This is a genomic window from Kribbella sp. NBC_00382 (genome assembly GCF_036067295.1).
Classification (GTDB): Bacteria; Actinomycetota; Actinomycetes; order Propionibacteriales; family Kribbellaceae; genus Kribbella.
In genome coordinates this window covers 7,164,894-7,183,474 of record NZ_CP107954.1, presented here as the reverse complement: position 1 = coordinate 7,183,474, position 18,581 = coordinate 7,164,894, and the positions used below count along the sequence as shown (strand labels likewise).

Genomic DNA, 18,581 nt, shown 5'->3' with positions numbered 1-18,581 from the left:
CCGGCGCATCCTCGGGGTATCCGACCCGATGGAGCCGCAGTGAACGACCGGCAGTTGTCCCGATGACCTCCCTGCTGAGCCCTGCGCGCGCAGCACACACCCGCCGCCGGACCCGCCGGACTCCGCGCTGGTGGCGCGATGTCGTGGGGATCGCCTGCTGGGCAAGCGCGCTGATCGTGATCGCGCTCTGGCTCTCCGGGCGTGGTGCCCAGCTGCTCGCCGCCGGCCCGGCCGATCTGTTCACCTCACTCGGCCGGATCACCGGACTGGTCGCGGCGGACCTGCTGCTGATCCAGGTGATCCTGATGGCGCGGGTTCCGATCATCGAGCGCAGCTACGGCCAGGACGAGCTGGCCCGCCGGCATCGGCTGGTGGGGTTCGCGTCGTTCAACCTGCTGATGCTGCACGTCGCGCTGATCCTGATCGGCTACACGCTGCGCGACCACAACGACCTGCTGCACGAGACCTGGAGCGCCACCACCTCGTACGGCGGAATGCTGCTCGCCGTTGCCGCCGCCATCGCGCTGACCGCCGTCGTCGTCACGTCAGTGCGAGTGGCTCGCCGGAAGCTGCGATACGAGTCGTGGCATCTCCTGCACCTGTACGCCTACGTGGGTGTCGGACTGTCCGTACCGCACGAGATCTGGACCGGGGCCGACTTCGCCACCTCCTCGCTCGCGCGGGTCTACTGGTGGTCCGTCTATGCGATGGCGCTGGTGGCTGTGGTCGTCTATCGGCTCGGGCTCCCGCTGTGGCGCTCGCTGCGGCACGGCATCACGGTCAGCTCGGTAGTGCGGGAGAGCCCGGACGTGGTCTCGGTCCATCTCACCGGGCGGGGTCTGCACCGGCTGCCGGCCATGGCTGGCCAGTACTTCGTGTTCCGGTTCCTGGACGGAGCGGGATGGTCGCGGGGCAACCCCTACTCGCTGTCGGCGACGCCGTCGCCGCGGCAGCTCCGGGTGACCGCCAAGGAGGCAGGGGACAGCAGTCGCCGGCTGGCCTGGTTGCGGCCGGGCACCAAGGTGCTGATCGAGGGTCCGTACGGCCGGCTGACCGGCGAGCACCGGGTCACCTCGAAGGTCGCGATGCTTGCCTGCGGCATCGGTATCACGCCGCTGCGGTCGTTGCTGGAAGGGCTCGACTACGCCCCTGGCGACGCCGTCCTGGTCTACCGCGCGCATGCCGCGGAGGATCTGGTCTTCGGCGCCGAGCTCGACGAACTGGCCGCCCGGCGGGGAATCGAGCTGCACTACGTCCTCGGGCCACGCTTGCGTGACCGGCCGTCGTGGCTGCCACAGAGTGCGGCGAACTGGTCCGATGCCGACGCTCTGCGGAGCCTGGTGCCGGGGATCGAAGGGTACGACGTGTTCGTCTGCGGCCCGGATCCCTGGATGGACGCGGTCTGTGCGGCGGCGCTGGCGGCCGGGCTCCCCACGGAACAATTGCACCAGGAGAGGTTCTCGTGGTGAACGATCAGGAGGACGGCCGATGAGACGCGGTGTCGTCCGGACGATGTCGGTCGCCACGCTTGCCGTGGTGGGGTTGGGATTGCGGGCCGGTGCGCAGCCGTCCGGTACGCCGTCCAGCTCGTCGACCCACTCGTCGCCCCCCTCATCGACGCATTCGTCGACCAGTACGCCGGCCGGGAGGCCGCGGCACGTCGGTGTCCGGCCGTCCCCGACGCCGACGGTGGCTCCGCGCCTCCCGGCCGGTTCCCCCACCCCGAGTGCCCCGAAGAAGCCGACGCCGAGCGCGACGGCGGCTGCTGTCGGCTTCCAGGGTGAGCTCGTCGATACGCAGTACGGGCCGGTCCGGGTGCGGATCACCGTGCAGCACGGGCGGATCAAGCGGGCGCAGGCGATCGAGCATCCGCAAGGCGACGGGACGACCGACGAGATCAACGCGTACGCCGTACCGGTGCTGGATCGTGAAGTGGTCGCCGCCCAGTCGGCGCACATCGACGCGGTGTCCGGCGCGACGTTCACGTCCGACGGTTATCGCCAGTCATTGCAGTCGGCGTTGGACGCCGCTCATCGAGCCGGTGCGCTGTGAGAGCCGGGCATCTGCGGCGGAACAGCATCGTGCTTGGCGCGACGACCGCGACACTCGGCCTGCTCTTCCTGTACCCGACCAGTACCAACCGGGTCGCCGGCCCGGCAGCGCCCGCAGCTTCAGCGGGAATCGTCAGTACCGCGCCGGCGGGGCACGGCGGACGGGCGACGACCGTGGTCAACGGCCAGTCCGCGCTGACCCGCTACGGGCCCGTGCAGGTCCAGGTGACGATCAGCTCGTCCCGGATCACCGCGGTCAAGACCCTTGCCGCTCCGTCCGGCGGCGACCGCGACCGGGCGATCAGCGGCTTCGCCCTGCCGATCCTCCAACGGGAGGCAATCAGCGCCCAGAGCGCCACCATCGACACCGTCTCCGGCGCCACCTTTACCTCCGACGGCTGCCGCCGCTCGCTGCAGTCGGCCCTGGACGCGGCCCATCTCGGCAAGTGATCCAAGAAAGCACTAAGAATGCACCGGCATGCTCGGGTCCCGATGCCGACCAAGCCGAGCTTCACCCTCTCGAGGAGATGCCTAGATGACGACCGTCAACGGGTTGCCCGCGCACGTCTTGCTGGTGCATGCGATTGTCGTGCTGCTTCCGCTGTCCGCGCTGCTTTTGATGCTCACCGCCGTCTGGGCGCCGGCCCGCAGGCGCCTCGCCGGACCGAACGCCATCCTGTCCGTCGTGGTCGTCGCGCTGGTGCCGATCACCACCAGTGCCGGTGAATGGCTGGAGCATCGCGTCGCGTCCACCGCACTGGTCCGGGCTCACACCGAGCTCGGAGACACGGCTCTCGTCGTGGCCATCGGGGTCGGGGTGATGGCGCTGGTGGTCTGGTGGCGTGGCCGAGAGCTCAGCTACCCGGCAGAGCCCGCTGCCGGTGCCGCTCCGGTTCTCGACGAGTCCGGAAACACGCAGGTGGGCACCGCCACGCTGACCCGATCGGCGACCGGGCGGCGTACGTTCCTCGCCCCGGCCTCGATGGCGGCGACGGTCGTGATCGCGGTGCTGTCGATCGTCGCAGGCGGTGTCGCGGTGTACGACGTGTACCGGATCGGCGACTCAGGAGCGAAGGCTAGCTGGGACGGGAAGGTCGCTTCCGGACCAGCAAACCGATGACGGGTCCGGCGGCGAGGACGATCGCGAGCGCGGCATAGCCGTAGCCGAGGGTTGCCGCGGTGGCGACTCCGGCGACGAGGAGCGGTCCGCCTGCGTCGCCGAGTTCGCGGCCGAGTTCTGCGGTGCCCATGGTCTGGCCGAGGCGGGCTTGCTCGGTCGAGGCTGCCAGGGCGGCGAATCCCAACGGGGTGATCAGACCCGTACCGGCGCCGATCAACAGCGCGGCGCCGAGTACAGCGGCGACGCCGGGAAGAGCGGCGCAGGCCAGGCCGGCAGCTGTGACGAGGAGACCGACTGTGAGACCGGTCCGGGTGCTGAGGCGTCCGTTGTCCAGAGCGCGGCCTGCGCGGGGCTGGACGATGGCAGCCGTCGCAGCCAGTACCGAAACCGCGGCTCCGGTGGCGATCGTGCCCAAACCATCTGCCGCGCCCGTCACCGGAAGGAACCCGACCCCGACCGACAACGCTGCGGTCGCGCCGCCAGCGCAGCGGTCGGGCGCAGGAACACCGGGGTCAGCGATCCGCCGAGCCAGGTCGATCACTGTCTGCCGGGTCCGCGGCAGCGGCGGTAGAGCCGGTACGGCCAACAGCGCCCAACCGGCCGCGACCAGGGCGAGAACGGTCATCACCGCAAACAACAAGCGGAATCCACCCAGCCACACCAAGGCTCCGCCGAGCAGCGGTCCGAGCGTGTAGCCGATGCTCTTGTAGAAGCCGTAGCTACCGAACGCCCGTCCGTGCTTGGCCGCTGGGTTGAGCCGGGCAACCAACGCCGAGGCGGCCGGAGAGAACGCCGACGCAGCCGCCCCCTGCCCGAGCCGAGCCACCCACAGCCATCGCGGGCTGTCGGCAACCGCATAGAGCCCTGACGCGATCGCGAAGCCCACCAACCCAGCGATCAGCACCGGCCGCGCGCCGATGCGGTCCGCGATCGTGCCGAACACCGGCTTCAGCAACACCTCGGCACCGTCGTACAGAGCGAGCAGAATCCCCAACGTCAGCAGCGAATTCACCGCATCGTCGGAGAATGCTCCGAGGTTCGCCGCCACCGCATGCGCGCCGAACGCCGTGGTGAACCCCGCCGCATACAGCGGCCACATCCGCCGATCACGCACGCCAGCTGGGGTAGACATCACTCGTGATGCTAGTTCGTTCCACTCAGCCGCCGAGGGTTCTCAGCAGGGTTTGCACGGCCTGCCTCTCGGCCGCCGGGTTCTTCGCGGACCGAGGTGAAAACGGCGTCGGCCTTAGGGAAGGCGGACGTGGCCTGCTCGGGGGTGAGGTTGGCGTTGGCTGCGGGGTTCGGGCCTTCGTTTTCAGCGGCTGCGTTCGTGTGGGGTTGGGCGGAGGCCCAGCTGAGGAGTGAGCCGGCGGCGATGGCTGCGACGGCCATGACGGCGATGAGGGGGAGTTCGCGGGCGGGGCGGTGGTACTTCGGCGTACGGGCGCGGTGGCCCTCGATGATGTCGGTCTTGGTGAGGGTCAGGTAGACGACTGTCGCAAGGATCGCGCTCAGGAAGATGAGGCTGGTGACGAGGGTGCCGAGGCCCAGGCCCTGGTCGGGAACCTTGGGAGCCGCCAGCCAGTCGCCCAGGTTGGCGCCGAGCGGGCGGGTGAGGATGTAGACGAGCCAGAAGGCGAGGACCGGGTTCGCGCCGAGTCGCCAGCAAGCGGCGATGATTGCGATCAGGGTCAGGGGGAGTAGTACCGAGACGCCGGGACTCCAGCCGGTCAGTTCGAGGGTCCAGTCGCCGGTGGCGGTACCGAGGGCGAAGGTGACGAGGACGGCCAGCCAGTAGAAGGCTTCGCGGGGGAGGCTGATGATGCTGTGGATGGAGAGGGTGCGTTCGCGGGCGTACCAGACGCCGAAGACGGCGGCGAGCGCGACGGCGAACACCGAGGAGCTGAGCCACAGCGGTACGCCGAGCTGGTCGGTCAGGATGTCGGTGTAGAGGGTGCCGGTGACGCTGACCACCACGACGGTGAGCCAGTACGCCGCGGGCCGGTACTGCCGGGTGCTCATTTGCCAGCCGAGAGCGACGGCGAAGACCACGGTGAAGATGACCGCGGTGGCGACGAGCCCGACGCCGAGCTGCAGGTTGATCCAGTCGGCGAAGCTCTCACCGACCGTCGTACACAGGATCTTGATGAGCCAGAACCAGATGGTTACCTCAGGCACCTTGTTCAGCAGCGCGCGGCGTCCTGCCGAACGGGTCGCGGTATCAGTAGTCATGCCGGCCGACCGTACGGACCTTCCGCTGAGCAGCCGCTGAGTGTGGAAGCTGGTTAGGCTGCGAAGGTGATGATGCCGGGGTTCGTTCGCCGGGCCGGGGTCCGGGCGCGCTCGACCGCGGCCGCGCTGCTCGTCGTCGCCGGTGCGTTGGCGATCGGGGCGGCGGTTCTGCTGTTGTTGCTGCAGCGGACGCTGATCACGAGTGTTGCTGATCAGGCGGAGTCGCGGGCGTTCGATGTCGCCGGTCAGGTGTCTGAGGAAGGCGAGACCGGGCTCGCCAAGGAGCTGGTCGAGAACACTCGCGTGACGCAGTTGATCCAGGTGGTGAACGCGCAGGGCAAGGTGGTCGCGAGTTCGGCGCCGAAGGGCGGCGGCGAGCCGTTGACCGACTCGCGGCCGGCGGTCGGGCAGTCGGTACGGGACGAGGTCGGTGAGATGCCGTTGCTGGACGACGACACCCCGTACCTGATCGTTGCCCGCGGCACCGAATTCCGGGGCGTCCGGTACACGGTGGTGGTGGCATCGTCGGTGGAGACCCAGCGCGACACGGTGACCACGGTGACGACGTACCTGCTGATCGGGTTCCCGTTGCTGCTCGTACTCGTCGGGGGTGCGACGTGGATGCTGGTGGGGAGGGCGTTGCGTCCGGTCGAGCGGATCAGGTCGCGAGTGCACGGGATCGGGGCCGGGCAGCTTGCCGACCGGGTGCCGGTGCCGGCCGCCGAGGACGAGATCGCCCGGCTGGCGGTGACGATGAACGAGATGCTCGATCGGTTGCAGGCTGGGCAGGAGACCCAGCGGCGATTCGTGGCGGACGCCAGTCACGAGCTGCGGTCACCGATCGCCAGCCTGATGGCGGCGCTGGACGTGATCATGGCCGACGAGTCCGGTCGGTCCGCGCCTGAGCTTCACCTGGTGATGGAGGCCGAGACCGAGCGGATGCGGCGGCTGGTCGAGGATCTACTGCTGCTCGCGAAGGCCGATGACACCGGCTTGCGGATCCAGCGGACCGATGTCGATCTGGACGACCTGGTGGGGGTCGAGGTGCGCCGGTTGCGGACCGCCAACGGTGTCGCGGTGGAAGGCGTCGTACCGCCCGTGCGGGTCACCGGCGACGCGGCGAAGCTCAGTCAGGTACTGCGTAATCTCGCCGACAACGCCGTCCAGGCCGCCCATCGCAAGGTGCGATTCACCCTTGCCGAAGAACTCGGTACGGCGACGGTGACCGTGGAGGACGACGGCGACGGCATCCCGGCGGAGGAGCGGTCACGGGTGTTCGAGCGCTTCGTCCGGCTGGACGTGAGCCGGGCTCGCGGCAGTGGTGGCTCGGGACTCGGGCTGGCGATCGTACGGGAAGTCGTCCGCGGCCACGGCGGAACAGTCGAAGTCACCGACTCACCCCTGGGCGGCGCCCGCTTCGTCGTCAGGCTTCCCGTGGCCGGGTGAAGTAGGCAACTAGCGAGACCAGTGCCAGCCAGGTGACGGCGACCGTCCAGCCGGCCAGGACGTCCGTTGCCCAGTGATAGCCGAGATACACGCGGCTCAGGCCGATGCCGATGCTCATCAGTGTGGCTGCGACCGCCAGCGCGGTTCTCGCTCCGTACGACCGCAGACCGACCCACAGCAAGGCGGCGAGCGTGAAGAAGAAGACGGTCGAGTTGAGAGTGTGACCGGACGGGAAGGCGAAGCCGGTATCGATCGGCCCGAGGACGAAGGGGACACCCGGTCGCTTGCGTTCGACGAGCGCTTTCAACCCGGCAGTGAGTGCAGCCGACCCGGCCATGGCGAACAGCAGCAGGGCAGGCGCTCGCAGTCCGTGAGTCCATCGCCACAGGAGGAATGCCGCGATCAGCATCAAGGTCACGAGGACCGGTACGTCGCCGACGAAGGTGAGGGCTCGCGCCAACGTCGTCAGAACCGGGGTCCGGTCGGACACGACGTCGGCGGTGAATTCGGGGTCGAGAGCCGCCAGGCCGTCCGACTCGGTCGCCGCGTCGGCCAGGCCGATCACGCCGATCGTGCCGGCCACCGCTATCGCAACGCTCGCCAGCGGTACGGCGTACCGGCGGCTGGATGGTTTGGTCTCTTGCACGATCGTTGCCATCAGCCACCTTCTGGGTCGAGGCGGTAGCCCATGCCGCGGACCGTCTCGATCGCGTGCCGGCCGAAGGGGGTGTCGAGTTTGAGCCGGAGGTAGCGGATGTAGACCTCGACGACGTTCGGGTCGCCGTCGAAGGCGGGATCCCAGACGCTCTCCAGGATCTCCATCTTGGAGACGGTGTCGCCGCGGTGCCGGAGCAGGAACTCCAGCAGGCCGTACTCGCGGGGGGTCAGCGCGACCTCCTGTCCTGACCGCTCGACCCGGCGGCGGGCCGGGTCGAGCGTCAGGTCGCCGGCTGCCATCACGACGGGGCGCTCGGGGCCGCCCCGCCGGATCAGGGCCCGCAGTCGCGCGACCAGCACCAGGAAGCTGAACGGCTTGGTCAGGTAGTCGTCGGCGCCGAGGTCGAACGCGTCGGTCTGGTCGTACTCGCCGTCCTTCGCGGTCAGCATCAGCACGGGTGTCCAGATACCGCGTTCGCGGAGCTGTTCGAGCACCTTGTAGCCGTTCACGCGGGGCAGCATGATGTCGAGCACGATCACGTCGTAGCTGTGCTCGGTCGCGGCCCAGAGGGCGTCCTCACCGTCGTGGACCAGTTCGACCACGAACCCGGCGTCGGTCAGCCCGCGCCGGACCGTGTCCGCCAGCCGTACCTCGTCCTCGACCATCAGCACCCGCATGCCCCCAGTCTGTCCCCAGCCCGCTGAGATTCAGCTGAGTGACCCGGCTAGGCGTCTCGCCGCCCGATCAGCACCACCGCGAGCGTCAGCGGCACGAGCACGTAGCCGGCACAGGTGAGTAGCCCCGTCCCCGGCGACGGCATTCCGTCGGCCGGCGGGCCGGTGGCGATCAGCGCGTTGGCGGCGGTCCACAGGTTCCATTTGGAGGGCCAGCTGATCCAGTCGGACAGGTTCGCGGCCACCAGCGGGATCACGAAGACCAACCCGAACACGGCACTGACAGCTCCGGCCGTATGGCGGATGATCGCGCCGAGCGCGAGCCCGAGGAGAGTCAGGGTGACCAGGTAGGCGGCTGCCCCGGCCACTGCGCGAAGTGCCGCGCCGTCGCCGAGCGAGACGTTCAGGTGAGCGCTGCGCAGTCCCAGTTGCGCGACCACGAAGCTGATCAGCGAGGTCAGCCCGCCGACGACTACCGCAATTACTGTCAGTACTACGGCCTTGCCGGCGAGCAGGTGCCGTCGCCGGGGAACGACCGTGAAGCTGGTCCGGATCTGCCCGGTGGTGTACTCCGAACTGATCGCCAGCACGCCGATCACGCCGAACGCCAGCTGTGCGAACGCCAGCCCGTCGAAGCTCAGGTTGACCGGATCGAAGGCGGCTTTGTCGACGGCCGACCAACTCGCGTAGTCCTTGGCCCGGCCCGCCGCCGAGTAGTAGCCGCCCAGGACGGCGATCGCGAACGCCGCCGCCAGGCTCAGCGGGGTCGAGCGGACGGTCCGGAGCTTGGTCCATTCGGAGAGCAGCATCACAATGTCCTTCCGGTGCGGTACTGGGTCGCGTCGTCGGCCAGGTCGAGATAGGCGTCCTCGAGTGAGCGTCCGTCCGCAGTGAACTCGGCCAGCGGGGTATCGGCGAGCAGTCGGCCGCGGCCGATCACCACCAGGTGGTCGGCGACCAGCTGCATCTCGGTCATCAGGTGGCTGGAGACGAAGACGGTCCGCCCATCGTCGGCCAGGCCACGCAGTAGGCCGCGGATCCAGCGCACGCCTTCGGGATCGAGACCGTTGACCGGCTCGTCCAGGAGCAGAACCGCGGGGTCGCCGAGCAATGCCGCCGCGATGCCGAGTCGCTGCCGCATGCCGAGGGAGTAGCCGCCCACACGTCGGTTGGCTGCGTCGGTGAGGCCGGTGAGTTCCAGTACGGCCGCCACTCGACTCCGGCTGATCCCCGCCGCTTGGGCGATACAGAGGAGATGGTTGCGTGCCGACCGGCCGGGATGGGCCGCGTTGGCGTCCAGGAGTGCGCCTACCTGGCGTACGGGTCGCTTGAGGGCGTTGTAGGGCTTGCTGTTGATCAGTGCGTGACCGCTATCGGGGCGGTCGAGGCCTAGCAGCATCCGGAAGGTAGTGGACTTGCCTGCCCCGTTCGGGCCGATGAATGCCGTCACCTGGCCAGGCTGGACCGTGAAGGTGAGGCCGTCGACGGCTTGGGTCGATCGGTAGCGCTTGCTGAGTTCGTGGACTTCGATCATGGCCTCACGATCTCCGGGCCGGCAGGGGCCGGGCATTGTGCTGCCGGGAGAGATTCGCGTCATTCTGGAGGTTGAGATCTGCCGGTCGATGTATGCCTAGAGGGTGATGACCGGGTGGGCTCGGACGCCTAGCGTGCTGGCTATGGACAATCGGGCACCCCTGGTCACGCGGCTACGGCCGGGACAGGTGCTGGCCGTGGGGATCGGCCTCGCAGCGGCGTACGGCGGTGCTGCCTGGGTCCTGTTCACGCACAAGAGTCCGCAGCCGGTGGTGTCTGCGCTGGGGACGCTGTTGACCGCTGTGGCCATCGTGCTCGCCAGGCGGCACACTGTCTGGGCCTTTGCGAGTGCGTGGGTGCCGCTCGCCCTGATGCCGGTGGACTCGTCGCTGGGCTTCGTTGCCGTGCTGCCGCTTTGCTACGCGCTGTTCCGGGTGGCTGGCGGTTGCGGACGGCGCACTGCGCTGATTCTGCTGGCGGTTGCTGAAGCAGGTGCGTTGGCGACGGTACTGCCAGACGGCGGAGCGGGTGCGGTCGTGCCGTTCGGGATGATGTTCGCCGCTGCCTGGGTGACCGGCTACGTCGCTGCCCAGCAGCGCGGGCACAACCGTGAGCTGGTGCTGCAACAGGAGCGGATGCGGATCGCGCGGGAGCTGCACGACATCGTTGCCCACAGCATGAGTGTGATCACCGTGCAGGCCGGCTACGGCTACCTGGTGATCGACGAGCGGCCGGACGAAGCGCGGGCCTCGCTCGCGGCGATCGAGTCTGCCGGACGCCAGACACTCGCCGAGCTGCGGCAGGTGCTCGGCGTACTGCGTTCAGCGCAGGACCAACCGGCTGCCCTCGACCCGATGCCGGGGCTGGGCCAGCTGGAGCAGTTGGTCGAGGACACCGGCCGGGCCGGGGTGAAGGTGCGCCTGACAGTCACCGGCCGGCCCGTCGACGTACCGGCGGGGATCGGGCTTTCGGCGTACCGGATCGTGCAGGAGGGGTTGACCAACGTGGTCAAACACGCGGCGACCTCGGGGGCCGACGCGCTCGTCGAGTACCGGCCGACCGAGCTGGCGATCCGCATCACTGACGACGGCGCCGGCTGCCCTGACGGCGTTGTGGGAACCGGGCACGGGCTGATCGGTATCCGCGAACGCGTCGCCCTGTACGGCGGATCGCTCCGCGCCGGTCCGTTGCCCGGTCGCGGCTTCGAGCTGTCGGCCCGCCTGCCGTTGAACGGGCGACCGGCATGACGGTGCGAGTGCTGATCGCCGAGGACCAGGCGCTCGTCCGCGCCGGACTCAAAGGGATCGTCGGTACTGCGTCCGATCTGCTCGTAGTCGGTGAGGCGGCCACCGGTTCGGCCGCCGTGGAGTTGGCTGCCAGTACAGGCCCGGATGTGATCCTGATGGACATCCGGATGCCCGGAATGGATGGCCTGCAGGCGACCCGGCTGATCACCGCTTCGACGGCGGCCCGCGTGCTGGTGCTCACCACCTTCGACCTCGACGAGTACGTCTACGCCGCCCTGCGTGGCGGTGCCAGCGGGTTCCTGCTGAAGGACACTCCGCCGGCGGAGCTGCTGACCGCGATCCGGGTGATCGCAGCCGGCGAGGCTCTACTCGGCCCGTCGATCACCCGACGCCTGATCGACGAGTTCGCGGCACGACCGCAACCAATGCAGTCCCGTGCCTCGACAAGATTGCCGGCCATCACCGAGCGGGAGCGAGAGGTACTGCTCCTGGTCGCCGAGGGTTTGTCGAACGCGGAGATCGCCCAGCGCCTGCACATCGAGCCGGGCACAGCCAAAACCCATGTGGCCCACCTACTAACCAAGCTCGACGCCCGCGACCGAGTGCAGTTGGTGATCCTCGCCTTCCGCGCTGGCCTCGTCAGCACAGCCTGAGCGAGGCGAAGCTCTCCGGTCACCGGGGGAGGAGGTCGGCGTCCTGGAGTTGTTGCCAGATTTCGGATTGGTCGATGACGGTGACGCCGAGCTTTTCGGCCTTGGTGAGTTTGGCGGCGCCTACGTCGGCGCCGGTGATGAGGAGGTCGGTGGTTGCGGAGACCGAGGAGGCGATGGTGGCGCCGGCCTTTTCGCAGAGGCGCTGGAAGGCTGGGCGAGCGACCTTTTCGCCGGAGCGCGGGTCGCTGATCGAGCCCGTGACGACCACGGTCTTGCCGGCCAGTGGGGCGCCGGCGGCGACGACCGGTGGGAGGTCTTCCTCGCGGACGTCGAGGGAGACGCCGGCTGCGCGGAGGCGTTCGAGCTCAGGGCGCAGGCGGGCGAGGTGCTCGGTCAGGGAAGCGGCGACCTTCGGGCCGATGTCCTCTACGGCGACGAGACCGTCCACGCCCGCGTCGGCGACCTCCTCCAAGGAGCCGAAGCCTGCTCGGCACATCCTGGTCGCCGTGCCTTCGGAGGCCATCGGGATGGCGAGGCCGATCATCGCGCGGCGGAGGCCGACCTGGCGGCTGGCGTCGATCGAGTCGATCATCCGGGCGGCCGAGACCTCGCCGATCCGGTCGAACTCGAGCAGCCCTTCCTTGGTCAGGTGGTAGAAGTCCGACGGGTGTTCGAGGATGCCGGCCTCGGCCAGGCGCTCGATCCAGACGCCACCGATCGCGTCGATGTCGGCAGCGGCCCGGGATGCCCAGTGGATCAGGCGTCGCACGGTCTGGGCCGGGCAGGCGACGTTGGTGCAGAACAGTTCTCGGCTGTTGCCCTGCTCGGTCAGTGGCTGTTCGCAGGACGGGCACACCGACGGCGGCACGATGTCGCGCTCGGCACCCGTGCGCTTCGAGGCGTCGAGTACGCCGGCGACGAAGGGGATGACGTCGCCCGCGCGGCGTACCAGAACGGTGTCGCCGATCTTGATGCCGCGGGCGCGGATGACCTCCTGGTTGGCGAGGGTCGCGCGGGTCACCGTCGTACCGCCGACGAAGACGGGCTCGAGCCAGGCGACCGGCGCGATCTTGCCCGTTTTGCCGACATCCCAGACGACATCGGCCAGGATCGTCGTCTTCTCCTCGGCGGCGAACTTGAACGCCAGTGCGCCTCGCGGTGAGCTCGATCGCGTACCGGCGGCGGCGAACGCGTCACGGTCGGCCAACCGAAGTACGGCGCCGTCCAAGTCGTAGTCGAGGTCGTTGCGCTGTTGCTCGATCGTGGTGATGACCGCCTGCGCCGCGGCCGCGTCGTCGCAGTGCTTCATCTCGGCGACCGTGAACCCCAGCGTCTGCAGCGCCTGCTCCAGATCGGCATCAGTGTTGTCGGCGTCGCTGAGCAGATCGAAGGCGAGGAACTGCAGCCGCCGCTCCGCAACGGTGGCCGGGTCCTTGGCCCGCAAGGTGCCGGCGGCGGCGTTCCGCGGGTTGATCAGCGGCTTGTCCTGATGGGCGGCGTTGTACGCGGCGAAGGTCGAGCGCAACATGACCGCCTCGCCCCGCACCTCGATCCGGCCCGGTACTTCGAGCCGCTCCGGCACCCCATCAGCCAGCGCCCGCACGAGCGGCGTCACGTCATCGCCGGTCGTCCCGTCTCCACGGGTGATCGCCCGGGCCAGTCGCCCGTTCTCGTACACCAGCGCCAGTGACAACCCGTCCAGCTTCGGCATCACCACCACCGACTGCCCGGGAAACCGACTGAAGAAGGCCTCGACCTGCTCCGGGCGGGTCGCCTTCTCCAACGAGAGCATCGGCCGCGAGTGCCGGATCGGCGCGTGCAGGATCGCGGGCGCACCCACTTGCTCCAGCGGGTTCGGGTCGGGCCCCAGCTCCGGGTTCGCCTCGATCAGCGTCCGCAGTTCGTCCTCGACCGCGTCGTACTCCGCGTCGGCCACCGAGGGCGTGCCCCGGTAGTACGCGTCGCGCAGCACGACGATCTGGTCAGCCAGTTCCTGAATCCGCTCCCCGGTATCCACGGCCCAGAATCTACCTGGGCCCACCGACAAAATGCGCGACCCGGCGCGGGCGGCGGCTATCGGCCCGCGGGTTGACACCGAGATCGTTGCCTACGACCACAGGATGACCCGGTCTCCCGACTCGGGCCTGACGGAAGTACGGGCCGATTTCTCTAAGTTCTAAAGCATGTTGAAGGCGGAGCGCGGCCGGATCGTTTGGGCGGATGTTGCCAAGGGCATCTGTATCTTACTGGTCGTCCTGTGGCACGTGCTGATGAAGCACTACCTCCAGATCGACTGGCACATCGGCGGCCAGGCGCGAGGCCTGTGGGGGACGCTCGGTGAGCAGCTGCTCCCGTTGCGTATGCCCTTGTTCTTCGCGGTCTCCGGCTTCTTCGCGGTCCGCGCGGTCAATCGCCCATGGCCGGTGCTGCTGCGCACCAGGGTGGCGAAGTTCTACTACATTTACGTCGTCTGGCTGGCGATCCACACCGTCGTGCTGGCGTTCGTCCCGGACTTCGGCACCGAACGCGCGAACGGCCCGCTGAAGTTCCTGGCCCAGTTGACGATCACACCGTCGAACCTCTGGTACCTCTACGCCCTCGCCCTGTACTTCGTGATCGCCAAAGCAGCGCATCGAGTGCCTGCCTGGGCGATCCTCGGTCTGGCCTTCCTCCTGTCCGCAACCGCATCAGCCGGTCTGCTCGACGTCCCTGGCGACCGCGCCGGCGTCTACCAGAACCTGGTCTTCTTCCTCGCCGGCCTCTACGGCAAGCACCTCATCGAGGACCTGGCCGCGCGGGCGAGTTGGCGACGACTGTTGCTCATCGGTACTCCGTACGCCGTACTGCTGGGCGTGATCGCCGTCTTCCACGCCAAGACCTGGTTCGGCCTCTGGCCGGTGGTGAGCGGGGTGGCGATCGTCCTGGGTGTCACGGCTGCCGGACTGGTGACTCGCTGGGAAGGCCTGTCCAACGGACTGGCGAGCATCGGTAGCCGGACGCTGCCGATCTACGTCATGCACATGCCCTTGCTAGCGCTGACCCACGCGGTGCTGATCGGACCGTTGTCCTCGGCAGGCCCGCGGACCCAGTGGATCGTGGCGATCGCCGAGCCGGTCGTCCTGACCGCATTCCTGGCCTGGCTCTGCCTCGTCCTGTACCGATACCTGCCGAAGGCGCTCTTCGAACTGCCCTTCCCGAGGACTACCCGGGTTGCACGGACCGTGACACGCAGTAGCGCAGCACACTGACGGTCAGCGTCCAGCAGACTTGAAGGATGCTGCCGCACTACGATCGGCCGGCCGCCGCGCGGATCCTGGCCCAGGCTCTTGCCGACGTGGATCTGCGGCCTGATCGCTGGCTTCCAGCAGCGCGCTGGCGGGCCGAACCGGAGCTGACGCCGTTGGTCCCGGCGCCTGGCAGTCACCTGACGACGGCACAGTTGAGGTACCTCGAAACGGGAATGCGGCCTTGCCCTCCTGAGCTGGTCACGAGCGCGACTCACCGCGTGATGTGGCACGACAGCGATGGTGTGCTGAACGTCGCCCACTGCGGTCCGAGCGGCCCCGTTGTACCCGTCGCGGCCAGGGAGACGGTCCTGGTACTTCGGCGAGCTCTGGCCGGCGTCTCTGCGGGGCGACTGGACGCCGGTGAATTGGCCACGATGGCTGCCACGACGACGGATCGCGACCCGGTGGAGATTCTGAGCGTCGGACTCGAGACGACTGCCCGGGCGCTCGTGCAGCATGCGTGGCTGGCCGAGCGTACGCAGTACCGGAGTCCTGCGGAGTTTGCGAGGGGGCTGCGGGACTCGGGGTTGTTCGCGGTGGTGGCGAACACGTGGTTCTGGGGACTGCAGTCGTCGACGTTCCGGCGGGGGATGATCCCGGTCGCGCTGAACATGCTGGCCGATGGCACCGTGCGCTACACCGCTGAGTCGGCCGGGATGCTGCGCGCAATGAAGGACACGACGATCGCCTCGCCTGATCCCGAGGATGCCGGTCTCATGCGGCAGTACTCCGCCCTGGCGGTGGGGGAGCAGCCGCGGTGTCTCGCGAACATGTCGGCGACCGTGGACGGGCGTCGGATCACGCTGTTGCCCGGTGTGGTCGACGCCTTCGTCGAGACGTTCGTTCGCCTGCTGGAGTTGGTGGAGGTCACCGGTGGTTCGGAGGAGGAGATCGCGATGAACAGTCCTGTCGATGAAGTGTTCGAGGTACCGGATATGACGTGCTCGCATTGCACGAGCACGGTCAGCAAAGTCCTGCAGAGCAACGGTGTCACGGTGTCGGAGATCGACCTGGAGACCAAGAAGGTGGTGGCGGCGTTTCCGTCGGCCGAGGTACGGGACCGCTGCTTCGACAAGATCCGGGATCGCGGCTACACGGTGGTGCCCGCGGTCGCGTCCTGACCCTCAATTCTTCGGGGTGCCGGCGCGATTAAGTTCGCGGTGACAAAGCGCGACGGCGGTCACATACTGGAGTCGGTCACTGTGCGTGGCCGGCTCTGATCGTCAGCGTGACAAGGGGGAACCGTCGATGGCCAGTGAGTTTCAGCGGCGCAAGGTGGCCGGGGTGTTCGGCGCGATGGACGCCGATCGGAACGGCTATCTCGAGGAGTCCGACTTCGAGACGTTGACCGAGCGCTGGGTGGGACTGCGCGGGTGGGAGCCGGGGACCGCGGACTACGAGCGGATGCGGACGATCATGATGGGCTGGTGGTCGGCGATCTCGACCATGTCCGGCGCCGACGACGCCGGCAAGGTGTCGCTCGACGAGCTGATGACCGTGGTCGACCAGCTGCCGGCGATGGACGAGGCGGTCTACGGGACGGCGGACGCGATGTTCGACGCGATCGACCAGAACGGCGACGACCGGATCGCGCTGGCCGAGCACAAGCAGGTCGTGTACGCGTGGAAGGGGTCCGATGACGGCATCGAGGAGGTCTTCCCGCAGCTCGACCTGAACGGCGACGGCCACCTCTCGCGGACCGAGTTCCGCGAGCTGTGGTCGGGCTTCTGGCGCGGCGACGACCCGAAGTCGCCGTCGCAATGGGTGTTCGGGCCGTACTGACGTTCAGGTCTTGTCGCGGAGGCGGTGGAGTTCTGCGCGGGCGTGGGTGACGCGGGGAGTCTCGGCGCCTTGGGCCGCGGCGATCTCCTTGGCCAGGTCGTTGGTGGCCTCGATCAGGTGCCTGGCCTTCCGCCGGCCGTGGAGGTGTTTGCGGTACCTCTTGCGGTCCTTGCGGAAGCCGCTGACGGCGTCGAGCAGTGCTGGATCGTCGACCTCAGGGGTGAGCAGGGCGCGGATCCAGGTGCGCTCCTGGCGGGCGGCGTGGCGAAGTACCCAGAAAAGGAAGGCGAGCTCGACCGCCGCGATCACGAACGGGAGGATCGCCGACCAGACGCCACCATTGCTGAGGCCGGTCATGTCGTCCCAGGCGAAGTGGAACAGCATCGCGGTCAGCATGGTGAGCACGCCGCGCACGGTGTTGCGTTCGCCGCGAGTGCGGCCGAGCGCCCACATCAGGCCGGCGCAGAAGATCGCGCTGAACAGAGCGTGCGACACGATTCCGGCGGCGCCGCGGACCAGGAAGACCTGCAGCGACGTGCCGAACTGGTCGACGCCGAAGACCTGGCTGGCGCCGTTGTAGACGTACAGGACATCCTCGAAGACCTGGAACCCGAGGCCGATGAAGGCGCCGATGATGAAGCCGTCGTAGGCGCTGCGGACCAGCCGTGGCGCCAGCCCGATGAGCAGGACCAGGCCGAGCGCCTTGCCCCATTCCTCGTTGATCGGCGCGGTCAGCCCGGCGCTCCAGTCGGCGGCGAACGAGGTACCACCGACCTTCGCCCAGATCGCCTGCAACGCCGTGTTGGCCGGTAGCGCGATCCAGAAGGTCGCCGCGATTCCGCCCCAGACGAAGCCGGTGAGCAGCAGCCCGGCGGGTTGGGCGGTGAAGCGGTTGTGGTGGCGCAGGAGCAACAGCCACGGTACGAGGTACAGGCCGAAGAGGACGACGCCTCCGGCCAGCGCCGGGGCGTAGAAGGGCGCGCCGGCACCGAAGTACCGGAGCATGGTCAGGAGGCCGCCACCCACGCCGAGCAGGTAGACCCAGAAGGCGAGGTTGTGCGGCTGCAGGAACCGGTACGGCAGGCCCCAACCGGACTGCTCGATCGCGTCGAGCTGCGCTGCCCGAACCTGCTCTACTCGTTCCTGCGGCACGGCCGTCATCGCGCCGCCCCCGGCTTGATGCTGAGCAACAAGGCGCTCACTTCGTGCTGGTACTGCTCCAGCTGACCCGCCGCCGTCCGGACCCGGACCAGCAGCGCGGGCGCCGAGCTGACGGCCTGGCTGTCACCGACGGCCATCTTGAACGCGACGTCGACCCCGTCGCCGGTCGGCCCGGTCCGGGTCTCGACCACACCGACCAGGCCCGAGTCGGTCCTCAGCGTGCCCTCGCCGGACGGGATCTGGGGCGAATCACCTTGCGACCGCCGGACCTGTTGCAGGAAGGCGGCCGCGCTGCCGTCGTACGTCGTACCGATCAGCTCGATCCGCGCGCCCCCGGAGACCAGCAGCACCTGGAGACTCGTCGCGCTCGCTCCGGCGCCGCCGGTCAGCGTGCCGTTCTCGAGCTGCCACCCGACGGGCGGGACCGCGGTCGCGCCTCCACCCAGGTCGAGTACCTGGCCGGCTTGGATCTCGTTGCGCCACGGAATCGCCGCGTTGAGCCCCTGCAGACCGTAGATCAGCACCAGCGCCACGCCGAGCGCGATCAACGCGGGCTTGAAGGTCCGGCGGTCGAGTCCGAACAACCGATGCTCGACCGGCACCCAACCCTGCGGCTCCGTACCTACCGTCATCGAAGCTCCATTCGTCCATCCGGCGTGGTCTGGGCGTAATCGACAGCCTAGATGCTGTTCGCCACGCCTCCGGGCCGGTTGGGGCTTGTGTCGTGGGGTACGGAT

Annotated in this window: 19 protein-coding genes; 10 read left to right on the top strand and 9 right to left on the bottom strand. The window is 68.6% G+C overall.

Annotated features, from left to right (window positions below):
- Window positions 1-62: 62 nt before the first annotated feature.
- The 4 genes from OHA70_RS33910 to OHA70_RS33895 all read left to right on the top strand — a co-directional run bounded on the left by OHA70_RS33910 (window position 63) and on the right by OHA70_RS33895 (window position 3,171).
- Window positions 63-1,469: a ferredoxin reductase family protein gene (locus OHA70_RS33910; protein WP_328324700.1), complete on the top strand. Its 1,407-nt coding sequence runs from the start codon at window positions 63-65 to the stop codon at window positions 1,467-1,469.
- A gap of 19 nt (window positions 1,470-1,488) precedes the next feature.
- Complete coding sequence (locus OHA70_RS33905; protein WP_328324699.1) at window positions 1,489-2,052, top strand: FMN-binding protein; 564 nt, start codon at window positions 1,489-1,491, stop codon at window positions 2,050-2,052.
- Window positions 2,049-2,501 carry an FMN-binding protein gene (locus tag OHA70_RS33900; RefSeq protein ID WP_328324698.1) on the top strand — a complete coding sequence of 151 codons (453 nt, stop codon included), beginning with the start codon at window positions 2,049-2,051 and terminating at the stop codon, window positions 2,499-2,501. The genes OHA70_RS33905 and OHA70_RS33900 overlap by 4 nt, the downstream gene beginning before the upstream one ends.
- An 85-nt stretch (window positions 2,502-2,586) precedes the next feature.
- A complete protein-coding gene (locus OHA70_RS33895) occupies window positions 2,587-3,171 on the top strand; it encodes a hypothetical protein (protein ID WP_328324696.1) in 585 nt (194 codons plus the stop codon).
- Here OHA70_RS33895 and OHA70_RS33890 read toward each other — a convergent pair.
- Window positions 3,128-4,303 (bottom strand): MFS transporter, encoded by a 1,176-nt coding sequence (locus OHA70_RS33890; RefSeq protein ID WP_328324693.1) that lies wholly within the window; start codon window positions 4,301-4,303, stop codon window positions 3,128-3,130. The two genes, OHA70_RS33895 and OHA70_RS33890, sit on opposite strands and share 44 nt — an antisense overlap.
- 11 nt (window positions 4,304-4,314) lie before the next feature.
- Window positions 4,315-5,403 carry a COG4705 family protein gene (locus tag OHA70_RS33885; RefSeq protein ID WP_328324691.1) on the bottom strand — a complete coding sequence of 363 codons (1,089 nt, stop codon included), beginning with the start codon at window positions 5,401-5,403 and terminating at the stop codon, window positions 4,315-4,317.
- A gap of 69 nt (window positions 5,404-5,472) precedes the next feature.
- Here OHA70_RS33885 and OHA70_RS33880 point away from each other — a divergent pair, with 69 nt between their 5' ends.
- Window positions 5,473-6,849, top strand: a complete 1,377-nt coding sequence (locus OHA70_RS33880) for a sensor histidine kinase (RefSeq protein ID WP_328335265.1) — start codon at window positions 5,473-5,475, stop codon at window positions 6,847-6,849.
- Here OHA70_RS33880 and OHA70_RS33875 read toward each other — a convergent pair.
- From OHA70_RS33875 to OHA70_RS33860, 4 genes are read right to left on the bottom strand one after another with little or no spacing between them, the layout of a single operon-like run.
- Window positions 6,827-7,507: a phosphatase PAP2 family protein gene (locus tag OHA70_RS33875; RefSeq protein WP_328324688.1), complete on the bottom strand. Its 681-nt coding sequence runs from the start codon at window positions 7,505-7,507 to the stop codon at window positions 6,827-6,829. The genes OHA70_RS33880 and OHA70_RS33875 overlap by 23 nt on opposite strands.
- The gene (locus OHA70_RS33870) at window positions 7,507-8,184 is read right to left on the bottom strand and encodes a response regulator transcription factor (RefSeq protein ID WP_328324686.1); all 678 of its coding nucleotides are present in this window, start codon (window positions 8,182-8,184) and stop codon (window positions 7,507-7,509) included. Before OHA70_RS33870 ends, OHA70_RS33875 begins: the two co-directional genes overlap by 1 nt.
- A 47-nt stretch (window positions 8,185-8,231) precedes the next feature.
- Window positions 8,232-8,990 (bottom strand): ABC transporter permease, encoded by a 759-nt coding sequence (locus tag OHA70_RS33865; RefSeq protein WP_328324684.1) that lies wholly within the window; start codon window positions 8,988-8,990, stop codon window positions 8,232-8,234.
- Window positions 8,990-9,715 (bottom strand): ABC transporter ATP-binding protein, encoded by a 726-nt coding sequence (locus OHA70_RS33860; protein WP_328324682.1) that lies wholly within the window; start codon window positions 9,713-9,715, stop codon window positions 8,990-8,992. Before OHA70_RS33860 ends, OHA70_RS33865 begins: the two co-directional genes overlap by 1 nt.
- A 142-nt stretch (window positions 9,716-9,857) precedes the next feature.
- Between OHA70_RS33860 and OHA70_RS33855 the strand changes: the two genes are divergently transcribed.
- Complete coding sequence (locus tag OHA70_RS33855) at window positions 9,858-10,961, top strand: sensor histidine kinase (RefSeq protein WP_328324680.1); 1,104 nt, start codon at window positions 9,858-9,860, stop codon at window positions 10,959-10,961.
- Window positions 10,958-11,614: a response regulator transcription factor gene (locus tag OHA70_RS33850; RefSeq protein ID WP_328324678.1), complete on the top strand. Its 657-nt coding sequence runs from the start codon at window positions 10,958-10,960 to the stop codon at window positions 11,612-11,614. Before OHA70_RS33855 ends, OHA70_RS33850 begins: the two co-directional genes overlap by 4 nt.
- Before the next feature lie 19 nt (window positions 11,615-11,633).
- Here OHA70_RS33850 and ligA read toward each other — a convergent pair whose 3' ends face one another.
- Window positions 11,634-13,631, bottom strand: coding sequence for an NAD-dependent DNA ligase LigA (gene ligA, locus OHA70_RS33845; RefSeq protein ID WP_328324676.1), 1,998 nt, complete (start codon window positions 13,629-13,631; stop codon window positions 11,634-11,636).
- Window positions 13,632-13,797: 166 nt separating this feature from the next.
- Between ligA and OHA70_RS33840 the strand changes: the two genes are divergently transcribed.
- The 3 genes from OHA70_RS33840 (at window position 13,798) to OHA70_RS33830 (ending at window position 16,683) form a co-directional block, all read left to right on the top strand.
- A complete protein-coding gene (locus OHA70_RS33840) occupies window positions 13,798-14,862 on the top strand; it encodes an acyltransferase family protein (RefSeq protein WP_328324674.1) in 1,065 nt (354 codons plus the stop codon).
- 26 nt (window positions 14,863-14,888) lie between these two features.
- Window positions 14,889-16,022, top strand: a complete 1,134-nt coding sequence (locus OHA70_RS33835) for a heavy-metal-associated domain-containing protein (protein WP_328324672.1) — start codon at window positions 14,889-14,891, stop codon at window positions 16,020-16,022.
- A 127-nt stretch (window positions 16,023-16,149) separates the two neighbouring features.
- Complete coding sequence (locus OHA70_RS33830) at window positions 16,150-16,683, top strand: EF-hand domain-containing protein (protein ID WP_328324669.1); 534 nt, start codon at window positions 16,150-16,152, stop codon at window positions 16,681-16,683.
- A gap of 3 nt (window positions 16,684-16,686) precedes the next feature.
- Here the strand turns inward: OHA70_RS33830 and OHA70_RS33825 are convergent, their stop codons facing one another.
- On the bottom strand, window positions 16,687-17,844 hold the full coding sequence (locus tag OHA70_RS33825) for a PrsW family intramembrane metalloprotease (RefSeq protein WP_328324667.1): 1,158 nt from the start codon (window positions 17,842-17,844) through the stop codon (window positions 16,687-16,689).
- Window positions 17,841-18,476, bottom strand: coding sequence for a hypothetical protein (locus tag OHA70_RS33820; RefSeq protein ID WP_328324665.1), 636 nt, complete (start codon window positions 18,474-18,476; stop codon window positions 17,841-17,843). Before OHA70_RS33820 ends, OHA70_RS33825 begins: the two co-directional genes overlap by 4 nt.
- Window positions 18,477-18,581: the final 105 nt, after the last annotated feature.

Bases quoted from the DNA above. Each gene is read 5' to 3' on its own strand.
- OHA70_RS33875 (WP_328324688.1), bottom strand. From the start codon at position 7,507: ATGGCAACGATCGTGCAAGAGACCAAACCATCCAGCCGCCGGTACGCC.
- OHA70_RS33840 (WP_328324674.1), top strand. From the start codon at position 13,798: ATGTTGAAGGCGGAGCGCGGCCGGATCGTTTGGGCGGATGTTGCCAAG.
- OHA70_RS33820 (WP_328324665.1), bottom strand. From the start codon at position 18,476: ATGACGGTAGGTACGGAGCCGCAGGGTTGGGTGCCGGTCGAGCATCGG.
- OHA70_RS33855 (WP_328324680.1), top strand. From the start codon at position 9,858: ATGGACAATCGGGCACCCCTGGTCACGCGGCTACGGCCGGGACAGGTG.
- OHA70_RS33905 (WP_328324699.1), top strand. From the start codon at position 1,489: ATGAGACGCGGTGTCGTCCGGACGATGTCGGTCGCCACGCTTGCCGTG.
- OHA70_RS33885 (WP_328324691.1), bottom strand. From the start codon at position 5,403: ATGACTACTGATACCGCGACCCGTTCGGCAGGACGCCGCGCGCTGCTG.
- OHA70_RS33850 (WP_328324678.1), top strand. From the start codon at position 10,958: ATGACGGTGCGAGTGCTGATCGCCGAGGACCAGGCGCTCGTCCGCGCC.
- OHA70_RS33865 (WP_328324684.1), bottom strand. From the start codon at position 8,990: ATGCTGCTCTCCGAATGGACCAAGCTCCGGACCGTCCGCTCGACCCCG.
- OHA70_RS33910 (WP_328324700.1), top strand. From the start codon at position 63: ATGACCTCCCTGCTGAGCCCTGCGCGCGCAGCACACACCCGCCGCCGG.
- OHA70_RS33890 (WP_328324693.1), bottom strand. From the start codon at position 4,303: ATGTCTACCCCAGCTGGCGTGCGTGATCGGCGGATGTGGCCGCTGTAT.
- OHA70_RS33880 (WP_328335265.1), top strand. From the start codon at position 5,473: ATGATGCCGGGGTTCGTTCGCCGGGCCGGGGTCCGGGCGCGCTCGACC.
- OHA70_RS33825 (WP_328324667.1), bottom strand. From the start codon at position 17,844: ATGACGGCCGTGCCGCAGGAACGAGTAGAGCAGGTTCGGGCAGCGCAG.
- OHA70_RS33830 (WP_328324669.1), top strand. From the start codon at position 16,150: ATGGCCAGTGAGTTTCAGCGGCGCAAGGTGGCCGGGGTGTTCGGCGCG.
- OHA70_RS33895 (WP_328324696.1), top strand. From the start codon at position 2,587: ATGACGACCGTCAACGGGTTGCCCGCGCACGTCTTGCTGGTGCATGCG.
- OHA70_RS33835 (WP_328324672.1), top strand. From the start codon at position 14,889: ATGCTGCCGCACTACGATCGGCCGGCCGCCGCGCGGATCCTGGCCCAG.
- OHA70_RS33860 (WP_328324682.1), bottom strand. From the start codon at position 9,715: ATGATCGAAGTCCACGAACTCAGCAAGCGCTACCGATCGACCCAAGCC.
- OHA70_RS33870 (WP_328324686.1), bottom strand. From the start codon at position 8,184: ATGCGGGTGCTGATGGTCGAGGACGAGGTACGGCTGGCGGACACGGTC.